This window comes from Longibacter sp., from assembly GCF_051155795.1.
GTDB lineage: Bacteria > Bacteroidota > Rhodothermia > Rhodothermales > Salinibacteraceae > Longibacter.
This window is the reverse complement of record NZ_DAXETW010000160.1, coordinates 1-12,577: the sequence shown is the minus strand read 5'-3', so window position 1 is coordinate 12,577 and position 12,577 is coordinate 1. Positions and strand designations below refer to the sequence as shown.

The following is a 12,577-nucleotide window of genomic DNA, read 5'->3' as shown; positions in this document are numbered from 1 at the left end:
CATCTACAATGGGAGCGGATCGCAGGCGGCAGGTCCACATCCGCGACCTGAGCACGCCGTCGGCCAATGATTGCCGTACTCCCTTCGTCTAGATGGTCTCGGACCACGTCATGACCGCCTTCCCGCGCGCTGTTCGGTACTTCGCTGTTCTGCTTGCCTCGCTGGTTACCCTCTTCGCGATGCCCGGAGACGGGCAGGCGCAACCGGGGCTGGGCGAAGGCGGCGAAGGTCTCATCATCGATTTCAGTCGGCCCGGCCAGCCAACCATGATCGTCTACTTATGGGGCGGCGTTGGCCGAACCGGTCTGTGGCGCGTCGAGCGCGACGTGGACCTCGTCGAGCTCCTCACGGCGGCTGGCGTTCCCAGCATCGGCGACAACCCCGCAGGCACACGGCGCCGGACGGTCCTGCGCATTTACCGAACAAACGACAACGATCGCCGCCAGATCTTCGAACAGCGCGTTGACGACATTCTTGCCGAAGGATCCACCTATCCACCGCTTCAGCCTCGAGACATAATCGAGATCGAGGTGCGGGAGCGACGGGCCATCGGTCTCCAGCTTATCGGCACCCTTGTCAGCACGGCCTCTACGGTTACCCTGCTTATCCTGAGACTGACAAGCGGTACGTAACGCCGGCTTTGTCCTCGAAGGAACCGGTCGTACCCTCAGGAGAAGCCGTACGTAGCGAAAACGCCCCCCGTGTGTGCGCCACAAGTTCGGTTGCGTCGGCTCATTCTCAGGCGCCCGACACGTCAAAGCCCCACTCGGTTTCCCCACCCTGGGTGTACGTTTCCGGTGTGGACGTCATTTTCGCTCCATCATGCGCGAATCTCTCGTCGCGCCTCTCGTCATCGATCCACCCTCCCCCCTCAATGAACGGCGCCTCCTCAAGTCAGAACCTTCGCCTTCTCGCACCCAGCTTTCGCCGGTACTGGCATTTCATCGCGCTGGCGATCCTACTGTCGTTCATCGCGGCGATCACGGAAGGATTCAGCGTAGGAATGCTGATTCCGTTTCTCCAGACGATCTCCGAAAGCGGGTCCACGTTTTCGACGGGGATCGAATGGGTCGACGTATACATGCTGGGCGTGGACGCCCCTCTCATCGAGCGCATGTACCGCATCTGCGGTGTGATTCTTATTGCAACGTGGCTTCGCGCCGTTGCGACCTACTTCGCGGGCGTGTATTCCACCGAGGCACGCGTTCGCATTATTGAGCACCTTCGGATGCGAGTGATCGACCAGCTTCAGGAGGTCGCCCTGTCGTTCTTTTCCAAGCGGCGTGGCGGCGACCTGTTGAACAGCATCCTGAACGAGATCAATCGGACGGCGACGGCTGTCATCGTCCTGTTCGATGCCATTGGACGGATTACGCTCCTGATTGCGTATATCAGCGTGATGGTATGGATCTCATGGGAACTGACCCTCCTTGTTGCGATTTTCTTCGGCTTGTTGGCTGTCTCGATTACCCGCCTCGTTCGCAATGTAAGCGAGTGCGGGGAGGAATTGTCCGAGTCGAGTTCCGGCTTTACCTCCACCATATCGGAGTATATCGATGGCGTCCGCACCGTCGTCGCCTACAACCGTCAGGACCGCGAGCGCAAGCGATTGAAGTCGGCCACGCAGCGATACGCGGATGCCGTCATCGAAGTCACGAAGCGTTCCCTCATCATCCAGCCGCTCTCGCAGGCCGTCATCAGCACGGTACTGATTCTCCTCATTGCGTATGCGGTCCAGGTCCACGTGATGAGCGGATCGCTTAGTATCGCGTTCCTGCTTACCTTCCTGTTTGCGATGTTTCGGATGATGCCGATCGCGCACTCCCTGAACGATCTGCGGGGCAAATGGGCAGCCAATGAGGCCGGCATGAAGCGTATTGCAGACCTGCTTCGCCGGGATGACAAACCGTACCTCGAGGACGGCGATCGCGTCGCGCCTCCTCTTCAACGGGCCATTACCTTTGACAACGTATCGTTTGGATACGATGACGACCAGACCGTGCTTCACACCCTGAATTTCGAAATCCCTCAGGGGCGCATGACGGCTCTTGTGGGAGGGTCCGGCGCCGGAAAGTCGACACTCGTCAAGCTCCTGCCCCGCTTCTACGACCCGGATGCAGGACGCATTTTATGGGACGGGACGGACCTCCGCGATTTCCAGGTGCGAACCGTCCGAGATCGAATCGCGATCGTCAGTCAGAACACGCACATCTTCAACGATACGGTTCGTGCAAATATCGCGTACGGTGCGCCGGATGCCAGCCTGACAGAGATTCGAATGGCCGCCGAGCAGGCCAATGCCCTGACCTTCATAGGAGAAATGGAGAACGGGTTCGATACCGTCCTCGGAGACCGTGGTGTGCGCCTTTCCGGAGGGCAACGGCAACGACTCTCCATTGCGAGGGCCCTGCTGAAGAACCCTGAAATCCTCATCCTCGACGAGGCCACCAGCGACCTCGACAGCGTCTCGGAGCGGCTCGTCCAGGAGTCGCTCGAGCAGCTCATGGAAGGGCGAACCGTGATAGCGATCGCACACCGTCTCTCGACGATCGAGAACGCAGACCGCGTGATCGTTCTCGAAGATGGAGAGGTGGTAGAGCAAGGCACATACGCCGACCTGATCCACGAACGCGGCCAGCTCTGGAAATACCACCGCGTGCAGTTCCACGCTGCCTGACCGCTCCGCCCCGTTCAGGCACCGAGCACCTGCCCAGCCGACCGGACCCCGCCGGCCTTCTTCCAGCGGATCGGTTGACCGAAGCGTGCAACGTCGGACTCCTCTCATTCGATCGAAACCCGTGCCACGCCTCCTGCTGATCTCGTATCGCTTTCCGCCGGAATCCTACCCGCTCGCGAATAGTCTTGCCGGTGTGGTCCGCCACCTTCAGACGGAGTGGGACGTCGACGTCGTCACGGCCGCCGAGGGTGCGATCTCCACGGGATCCGTACGCATCCATCACGTTCCCGGATGTGCGCAGGGACGGCTTTCCGAGGTACTGAGACAACTGCGCCTCGACAAACTTGATAACCTGATGACGTGGCCGGACCCGTACCGCGCATGGGTTGACCCCGCACTCGAGAAAGCGTCCAGCCTTGTGGACCGGCACCAACACGACGCAGCGATTGTCTTCATGATGCCCTTTTCCAGCGGGTTCGTGGGCACGGCGCTCAAGTCGCGGACCGGGATTCCTCTCGTCCTCAATCTGGATGATTCCCCAACGTGTTCGGACATGCATCCGGCCTATCCGTCGCGCTGGCACTACCGGCAATCGATTCGCTTGGAAGACATGTTCATCCGGGCCTCGGACCGGGTCATCTACGTGTCTGAACACAACCGGGACCGAGTTGCCGCTCGGCACCCCGCGTCATTCCGTGAGCGGCTCCGGGTCATTCGCTGCAGTGCCGATCCGCCCGACGTCGGGCCTTCTGCCATTCCGGTCTCAGGCGCGGGCACCGGTCGCGACGCGTCATCGGACGATGTCTTCCGGATCGTGTATACCGGCGCAATGACGGGCTGGTACGCGCTTGACCCGATGCCCCGCTCCCCCTCGAAACGGTTGTATCAGGCCTGGAATCGCATCGGTCAGCATCGTCTCACAACGCTCGATCGGAAAACGCACAGCCCGGTGTACATCGGTCAGGCAATCCAGCGTGTCCTCCGTCGCAATCCGACGTGGCGGGGTCGCGTCTATCTCGATGTGTTCGGAAATACATACCCCGACGACGTCACACAACGCGTGTTGGCCGACTATGGCGTATCGGATGTCGTGCGGCTCCACGGGCGCATCAAACCAGACGCGGTGCGGACCGAGACGTCATCGGCCGACCTGCTCTTCATGAGCCTTCCAGACCGGCTCGATGGTTCCCCCGGTGGACGTATCTCGCTGAAAACATACGAATACGCGCTGACCGACCGGCCGATTCTAGCCGCACTTCCGGATGGGGAAAATCGTTCGTTTCTGACCGCTGTCCCTGGCGTTCACCTGACCGGTCCGTCCGATTCTACGGCAATGGCAGACGTTATCGAGGATCTCGCGCACAGGACGTTCGACGGTGAAGACCTGTCGGTTTCGCGACCTAAGCTAAGGAAGCAGGTCTCCAGCGAGGCCCGCGCGCGAGCGATCTCGGACCTGTTGTTCGAGGTCGCGGTCGTTTCCGACGGAGATGCTGCCTTTTCTCCCGCCGCGTAATGCGGACGCCCTGACGTTTCGCTACCAGCCGCCAGCCCCTTATGCATCCCTCCACGAATTCCGGGCCTACCAAGGGTCCGATCTTCATCATCGGGGCCAACCGATCCGGAACGACGCTTCTCCGGCTGATGCTCAACGCCCACTCGCAGATTGCCGTCCCGGAAGAGCTCCTCTATTTTCGATCGGAGTACGCAGGTATACCGGTTGAAGACTGGAAAACGCCCGGTCTACCGGAGCAGGTGTTTCTTCAACTCGCCGGCGACGTCGTCGATAACGCTGTCACCCTGCATCCGCAACTCGACCGTGCACAGATGCTCGAGACGATCGCAGGCAGTCCCGATCGGTCCCTGCGGCTGCCTTACGAAACGGTTCTCGACCAGTGGGCGTCGCTTCAGGGCAAGACCCGATGGGGGGAAAAGACGCCCGGCAATCTCTTCTATGTCGACATCATCACCGAGATGTTTCCGGATGCGACGTTCCTATACGTCGTCCGAGACCCGCGGGCTGGCGTCGCGTCAATGCAGCGGGCTTCATTCTTCCCCGATGACGTCGTCTTCAACGCGCTTAGCCGCCGCAAGCACGCCACGGTTGGACCCGCCTTACTGAATCTCCATGTACACCCGGACCGGTGGACCACGGTCCGGTACGAGGACCTCGTCATGGAGCCGGAGGCCACGCTCAGAGCCATTTGCACCGTCATCGGAGAGCCGTACGAACCGGGAATGCTTCAGTATCATCGGGACGCCGAAACATATATGAAAAGCGACGCCGCGGACACGTTCAACGCGACGGCCACGCGTCCCGTGACCACACGGAAGGTAGACGCCTGGCGGGATTTCCTGACCCTCGACCAGATCGCTATCATCGAGAGGATCTGTGAGGAAGAGATGGACACCCACGGCTACCGACCACTCCGGCCGCAACGCACCATGGGAAGCCGAATCCGCACGGCTCTGGAGTCGAACCTCAAGGTCGCCTACTGGCACATCCAGAACTGGCGCCACCGCAATATCCGTCATTATACGGTGCGATCTCGAATCCTTGCGCGCTCTCGGAGTCGGCTCGCGGCTCTTCGATCGTTGTGGCGACGGGTGGGCCAGACGGAACCAGCGAACCCGTCAGGAGAACGCTCGCAGCCACCTCAAGCATCAGAAGTTGAAGAGACCGGCCCTACGGACAACGGCCCCCTCTCCGAGCCGCCGCAGGACGATGATCCAAAGGTTCGTCGCGGTGTCGCCAGAAACCGTCCAGGCGCCTCGCATCGACACGTACGTTGATCATGCGTCTACCTCTTCTCCCCTGCATGACTTATGCGCACGCTGTTTTGTAACTCCCCGTACGGAGCCGGGGGAATCGGGCAACACTTTGCTTACCTGGTCGAAGCCTCTCGGGCTGCTCATCAACTCGACGGATACTACGCACCGCAGGTGCGTCCGGGCGATCCCGTCGGGCAGCCATGTCCCAATCATACGTTTGGCCTATCAAGGTATACGCCGCTACGGTTTTTTCCAGCGTGGAAGAGCCACCTTGCAAACACCATGTTCGACCGACGTGTCGCTGCACGTTTGCGTGCTCCCGGTAACGCGGTAATGGGCTTCGCCGGGAAATCCCTGGACACCTTTACCCGGGCACGCGCACTCGGCGTTAATGTCCTCGAACTCGTCGCCGCCAACAGCCATGTCGAAAACGTTCGTACGTGCCATGAGCGGGCCGCTTCCGATACGGGCATTCAGGATTCGTGGTTAAACGGTGCCCAGGTACGAAGGACGCTCCGCGAGTATGATCTCGCCGATCGCATTTACGTCCACTCCGACTACGTTCGCGATTCGATGGTCGAGGCCGGGATTCCGGTCGAAAAGCTTGTACGGACGGAGCTGTTGATCGATCGACGATTTCAGCCCCCACCCGAACGCCCCCTTGATGATGCGTTCCGCATCGTCTACGTCGGTCGAGTCGACTTGACGAAGGGCATGGCACTATTACTCGACGCGTTCGAACGTGTCAACATCCCGGGCAAGTCGCTTACAATTGTCGGTGGGTGGTCGACGCGTGCCGTGCGTCGGTTCATCGAGCCGTATCTGCGCCGAAACCCGAGTATTCGCGTCGCGCCGGGCGATCCCCTACCTGCACTGCAACAGGCGGATGTTTTCGTTCATCCGACGTACGAGGATGGGTTCGGGTACGCACCGATGGAAGCGCTCGCCTGTGGCGTCCCCGTTGTCGTGACGGAGGATACGGGGATGAAAGAATACGTTCAGCACGGCGTCACCGGCTATGTGATACCAACGGGCAACCTCGGTACACTCTGTGAGCGCTTGCATCAGATTTACGCGTCGCCCCTGGCTTCCAATGCCTCATTTTTACCGGCGCATGTTTCCGGCGCGGCTGAAGACGCTCCACCGCTTCCTGTCGAAGCGGCCGCTCTTGCATCCTGACCGTGCGGCGGGTCGTCACCATCGGCCCGCCCTTCGACCTATCTTTTCCATCGTCTCTGAAATGAACCTTCCTGCAACCGTTGAAGAACGGGTCCAGCCGACCACAAAACCGGCGACGGACTCGTTTCCCCTGCGCGCGTATTTCGGGCACCACAAGTGCGCGACCGGCTGGCACGGCGGAACGATGCGCGAGATCGCCCTCCACATGGGCCTGAGATTTCGCATCGTGAATCAGGCGAAAGATTTCGCGGACCATGAGACATTAGGCGACTACGTACGATCCGAAGGGATCGACATCCTCTCCTACGCCAATGCAAATGCGAGTCATGCTGCCACCCTCCCCCTTTACCGTGGCGTCCACGTCGTGCGGGATCCACGCGATGTGCTCGTCTCCGCGTATTTCTCCCACCTGAAGACGCACGGCACCGAAGACTGGCCGGCTCTCATCGAACACCGTCAGCGGCTGCGCGCTCTTTCGAAGTCGGAGGGCTTGCTTGCCGAAATGGAGTTCAGTGCTCCGTTCTTCGACGACATGGCGACGTGGGACTACGACCAGCCGAACGTGCTGGAGCTTCAGATGGAGCAGGTGACCGCACGTCCCATTGAGGCGTTTCTCGAAATTGCCGGCTTCCTCGATATCCTGTCGACGTTCGACGGCGACTGGCTTGAGCGCACGCTGGATGAAAGCGTGTACTGGCTGAATCGCGTCAACCATCGGGGACGGCGCTTCATGCCGGGTCGGATCCCGATGTTTCCCGTCCCCAAACGGCGACGGCACTCGATTCCAGCAACGGTCGTCGCAGACATCATGCAAAAACGTACATTCGAACGTCTGACGGGTCGCAAACGGGGAGAGGAAAATGAAAACAGTCATCTCCGCAAAGGGGTGCCCGGCGACTGGGTAAACCACTTTGAGCCTGTCCATATCGCGACCTTCAAAGATCGCTACGGTGCGCTGGTCGAGAAGCTGGGATATGATACTGGCGCCAACTGGGACGCCGTCCGTTGATTTCGTTGACACTCGATCTTCCCTTCCCCCTACCGCTCATGCACGTCGCTCACTTCGCACCATCGATCTGGCGGCGGGGCGGGATCGCCTCCTACATCCGACGCCTGGGTGCAGCGCAGACCGCTCGCGGCGACACCGTGACGCACCTCAGTCTTGACCCTGATGATCGAGGCGCGCCTGACACGTACGTGCTCGATACGGATGCGGCTATCTCCTCTCTGGCCCGGCAGCTCGACGTGGATCTCGTCCATCTCCATAAGAGCGTTTCCGTTCTCCCGGCCATACCGACCGTGCGCACGATGCACGGCCATCAGGGCTCATGCCCGAGCGGGAGTCGATTCCTGGCCCGGACCGCGTCGCCATGCCATCGAACACCCGGCGCTGTGACCTGCCTTTGGGGGAAATCGGTAGACCGGTGCGGCAGCATCCGGCCGTCGCGTGTCGTTGCGGACTTCGAACGACTGCGGCGGGAAGTCGAGCAGGCGGATCAGATTCCAACTATGACGGTCAGCCGTTTCATCCGGCAGAAGATGCAAGAAGCCGGCTGCAATCCCCGACACCTGTTCGTCGTCGCTTCGCCGGCCCCAACGGTTGAACGAGTCGAGCCGCTTTCGCCTGATGCCGCGCGGTTTCTCTTTCTGGGACGGTTCGTTCCAGAGAAAGGCGTGATGTGGTTGCTACGGTCGTATGCCGAGATGGAAAGCACGGCTCATCTGGATCTTGCCGGAGAGGGCCCCCTCCTGCCGGACGTCCGAGCCTTCATCCGCCATCGAAATCTTGACGACCGAGTTACGTTGCACGGGTGGGTCGACGATGACGCGGTAGCCGCCCTCATGCGGAGCGCGCGTGCCGTCGTCTTTCCGTCGGTGTGGCACGAACCTGCGGGACTGGTTAGCCTCGAGGCAGCGGCGCATGCTCGCCCGCTGATCGCCAGTCGAACGGGTGGTATCCCAGAATACGCCCGTCCGGAATATGCCATCCGCATTTCCCCAAACGACCAGAGCGCGTTGACTGCGGCCCTCGACGATCTTGCCTCAGACCCGGATCGAGCCCGCAAAATGGGAGAGGCCGGACGTACCCTCGCTCTCGGCGCATTCGGAATGGACCGGTTCCTTACCCGGATTGATGCCGTTTATCGACGGGCTCTTCAATCCGATGTCGGCATCCCTGCGCCCCTTGAAACGTGATGGCGAGAACCCACTCGCGATCATCCACTCCTCCCTCCCGTCCGTCCGTCCGAGCATACGATGTCTACGTCGACAGTGACAGCAGATTCTCTCCAAAAACGGGGTCCATCGACCGGATTCGAACCGGAAACCGTTCCGTACGGCGTCGTACTGGGCTGTCCTCGGTCCGGGACGACGTTTCTGTCGCGTGTTCTGAACACGATCCCGGAGTTTGAATCGATTACCGGCACACTACTGCCGGTTGCCATCCCCCACGTCGTGCATCGCGATCTACCGAACGACGTCTATGATGCCCTGACCGTCGGATTCGAGCGTGCGCTGGACGCCTACATCCACTCAGGGCGCTACCACAATCGGGCGATGGCGGTCAAGAAATGGCTCGACGTCCCATCCGGCGTGGGCGACCTTTACCGTGCACTGACCGGTCCGCGTCCGTTACCTACCCGCCTAATATACAAGGAGCCCTTCCTAAGTATGGCCCCGCAGTTCGTCCTCGATGCCCTCCCGGACGCCCGAATCGTTTACATCTACCGGGACGGGCGCGATGTCGCGAACTCCCTCGTCCGGACCTATGACGTGCTCACCGATGAGCGCCTGACGCACCTCCGCGGCTCCGAAATGCGCCTCGGACGGCCATATGATCATCGGTATGTGCCTTGGTGGGTCGAGCCGGGGGACGAAAACGCGTTTATGGACGCAACGCCGTATGGACGAGCCATCTGGATGTGGACCTTCGTCATGGAAACGTGCGATTCCGTGTTCAACCGGCCGGACGTGAAGGCGACGGAGAACGTACTGTTCGTCCGCTATGAATCGTTTGTGAGCACACCCCGCGAAGTTGGTCACGACATTGTAGAGCACCTCGGTGGACAGCCGACGCGGGCAACCAAACGCTTCCTCTCAAACGCCCACACATCTTCTATCGGCAAGCACGAGTCACGAGAAAGCCGTGAGGTCGATCAGGCGGAGGCGATCGCTGCCGATATGTTGAAGCAATATGGCTATTTATAGCAGCTTGATACTGGCTTGGCGAATACTCCCTGGCAATCATAGGTCGGGCAATCGCCACGGGGGACATCACCGTATCGGTGCCTCTCTTCATCCGGTTAGACGAGTTGGGGGTAGCCTAAAGTACCGGTTATCAACGGCCCGTGTGGCGTACACTACCAACCCCATAGCCCCCGACTTCGCCATGCGTATTGACATCCTTTTCCCGGTGCTGCCGCCAACGCTTGACGGCATCGGCGACCACACGGTACAGATCGCACGCCGGATCGCCCGGACGGACCGCGTGCGCGTCCTCACGGCTCAATCCGACCCGGCGCCGATTCCCGGCGTGGAGATCATTCCATCGTTTTCCATTTCCCCTCCGTGGGGTATTCGGTCCGTTGCGGATGCGATTCTCTCTGACGCGCCGGACTGGCTGATTGTCCAGTTTAACCAGTTCAGTTACGGACGATGGGGGCTCAACCCCTTCCTTCCACTCACGCTCCGGCGCATCCGACGGGAGGCGCCTTCGGTCCGCATCGCGTGGATGGCTCACGAAGACTTCGTGCCGGCCTCGTCTCCGAAGTTTGCCCTCATGCGGCTGTGGCAAAAGGCCCAGTTCCTCGCCCTTGGCCGAGCATCCGATGCCATCTTCTTTTCGATCGACCCGTGGGTGAACAAATACGGTCCGTGGTTTCCAGATACACCGACGCACCACAACCCGATCGGCAGCAATATGCCGTACCTTAAGGCAGATGCCTCCGTCGTCCGGGCCAAGCATGACATTTCGAAGGATGCTTTCGTGCTCGGATTTTTCGGTACGCTCCGGGCACGATTGATCGGCCATATGAAGGCCGCCATGGACGGCATGCGCACGGCAGCACGGGCAGATGGCAAACCCGATCCGGTGTTGCTTTCCGTCGGCCCCGACGGTGCAGACCTGAAGGCGCGACTGCCGGGTCACCGGGTGATCGACGCCGGGCGACTCCCTGCAGAAGACGTTTCTCGTCACCTGCAGGCGATGAACCTGCACTTGACGCCTTTCATCGACGGGGTGTCGACCCGCCGGGGCTCGTTCATGGCGGGACTCCAACACGGCGTCCCGACGCTTGGGACCCACGGACCGCTGACGGATGAGATTCTCATGCGCGCGGAAGGGGACGCGCTGCGTCTGTGTTCGATCGATGATCCGTCGGCCTACGGTCACGCTGCAGTCGCTCTCTTTGGCGCACAGGACCTACGGCAACGTCTGGGAGAATCTGGGCAACGCCTCTACCGATGCCACTTCGATTTCGACGTAAGTGTTGACCTCATGCTGTCCCACCTGCGCGACCCGACCGTCGAGGGACCGGCGCGGGCCGACCTCGTCGTCTCACCCGCATAAGCGGTCGCGGGATGCCCTTTTTCACGCTTCTATTCGCACCAACGCATCATGCGTATTGCTCTCCTTATGCCGATCGGCCACGCGCGCGGCGGAGCCGAACGGCTATTCCAACATCTACTTGACGAGTTACCCGACTCGTCCCTCGACGCCCACGTGGTCTTGTTCGAGGAGGGCGATATCGCAGATAAAGCCCGTGCTGCCGGCTTGACCCTAACGGTACTTCCTACGGGTCGACTTCGGCAGGTACGCTCCGCCGTGCGCGTTGTGACGTCGCTCACGGACCTTCTCATCGCCTCTGACATCGATCTCGTTGTTAGCTGGATGACGAAGGCTCATCTGTACGGTGGGCCGGCTGCGCGACGAGCCGGCATCCCAGCGGTCTGGTATCAGCACGGTGTACCGGATCGGTTCGACCTCGTGACACGACTCGCAACGCTCCTCCCCGCAGAAGGAATTCTCGCATGCTCCGAGCCGATTCGTAACGCACAGGCGTTGCTTATGCCTCGCCGCCCGGTGCACACGGTCGAGCCGTGTGTCGACCTCGACCGATTCGACCCCGCGCTACTCCCTTCGCCATCGGAGGCCCGACGCGAGCTCGACCTTCCGGAAAAGGGCCCACTCTTCGGCATATTTGGTCGCATGCAGGCATGGAAGGGGATCCATGTGTTCGTCGAGGCCATGGCGCACGTTCGGGAGATCGAGCCGTCGGCGCATGGTGTCATTGTCGGCGGAGAACATCCGCTGGAGGCCGGCTACACGGCCAGAATCGACCGTCAGATTCGTCGCCTCGGGTTAGAGGGGCACGTTCGTCGCGTTGGATTTCAGAGCAACGTCCCAACCTGGATGCAGGCGATGGATGTGATCGTTCACGCATCCGATTACGAGCCGTTCGGGATGGTCATCATCGAGGCCATGGCCATCGGGAAACCGGTCATCGCCGGAGCGGAAGGCGGCCCAGCGACCATCATTACCGATGGGGTCAATGGACTCCTCTCGCCATACGGGGACGCGGTTGCCCTTGCGGATCGGATGATTTCGCTTGTCAGGGAGCGTAGCCGAACTGATGCCATCGCCGCTGCTGCACAGCAGCGGGCTCGGGACTTCTCGCAGAACGCGTTCCTGCGTCGGTTCGAGGATGCGTTGCATGCGATCGTACCAGCTCCCCGTCGTTCACCGGTCGCCCCGCCCGTAAGCGTATGAAGCGTCGCCTCCCCACATCATCCCGATCCGGCTTGCTATCAATCGGCCGCGACACCCGCATTAACCTGATGCTCGGGCTCCTGCTGTTGATTGCAGCAGCGGGCGTGGTCGGACTGATCCATGTGGGTCAGATTCGTCTCGCCATCGCGGGAGTCATCCTGGGCATCATCATGTCCCTGTCGATG

General features: G+C 60.9%; 11 protein-coding genes. All 11 read left to right on the top strand.

The features are described 5' to 3' along the window. The first annotated feature begins 92 nt into the window (after positions 1-92). A complete protein-coding gene (locus ACFCU0_RS15300; protein WP_434974551.1) occupies positions 93-632 on the top strand; it encodes a hypothetical protein in 540 nt (179 codons plus the stop codon). Between the two features lie 242 nt (positions 633-874). Then, complete coding sequence (gene hepA / locus ACFCU0_RS15295; RefSeq protein ID WP_434974550.1) at positions 875-2,677, top strand: heterocyst formation ABC transporter subunit HepA; 1,803 nt, start codon at positions 875-877, stop codon at positions 2,675-2,677. Between the two features lie 121 nt (positions 2,678-2,798). Then, a complete protein-coding gene (locus ACFCU0_RS15290; RefSeq protein ID WP_434974549.1) occupies positions 2,799-4,190 on the top strand; it encodes a glycosyltransferase in 1,392 nt (463 codons plus the stop codon). Positions 4,191-4,231: 41 nt separating this feature from the next. Next, on the top strand, positions 4,232-5,467 hold the full coding sequence (locus ACFCU0_RS15285) for a sulfotransferase family protein (protein ID WP_434974548.1): 1,236 nt from the start codon (positions 4,232-4,234) through the stop codon (positions 5,465-5,467). A 33-nt stretch (positions 5,468-5,500) separates the two neighbouring features. Beyond that, positions 5,501-6,625, top strand: a complete 1,125-nt coding sequence (locus ACFCU0_RS15280; RefSeq protein WP_434974547.1) for a glycosyltransferase family 4 protein — start codon at positions 5,501-5,503, stop codon at positions 6,623-6,625. A gap of 61 nt (positions 6,626-6,686) precedes the next feature. Next, positions 6,687-7,634 (top strand): sulfotransferase domain-containing protein, encoded by a 948-nt coding sequence (locus ACFCU0_RS15275; RefSeq protein WP_434974546.1) that lies wholly within the window; start codon positions 6,687-6,689, stop codon positions 7,632-7,634. 38 nt (positions 7,635-7,672) lie between these two features. After that, a complete protein-coding gene (locus tag ACFCU0_RS15270) occupies positions 7,673-8,821 on the top strand; it encodes a glycosyltransferase family 4 protein (protein WP_434974545.1) in 1,149 nt (382 codons plus the stop codon). Positions 8,822-8,881: 60 nt separating this feature from the next. Continuing rightward, positions 8,882-9,832 (top strand): sulfotransferase family protein, encoded by a 951-nt coding sequence (locus ACFCU0_RS15265; protein WP_434974544.1) that lies wholly within the window; start codon positions 8,882-8,884, stop codon positions 9,830-9,832. Positions 9,833-10,013: 181 nt separating this feature from the next. Continuing rightward, a complete protein-coding gene (locus ACFCU0_RS15260) occupies positions 10,014-11,192 on the top strand; it encodes a glycosyltransferase family 4 protein (protein WP_434974543.1) in 1,179 nt (392 codons plus the stop codon). A gap of 48 nt (positions 11,193-11,240) precedes the next feature. Beyond that, positions 11,241-12,392, top strand: coding sequence for a glycosyltransferase family 4 protein (locus ACFCU0_RS15255; protein ID WP_434974542.1), 1,152 nt, complete (start codon positions 11,241-11,243; stop codon positions 12,390-12,392). Next, positions 12,389-12,577 (top strand): hypothetical protein (locus ACFCU0_RS15250; protein WP_434974541.1); only part of this gene is annotated, 189 nt, incomplete at its 3' end. The genes ACFCU0_RS15255 and ACFCU0_RS15250, both read left to right, overlap by 4 nt.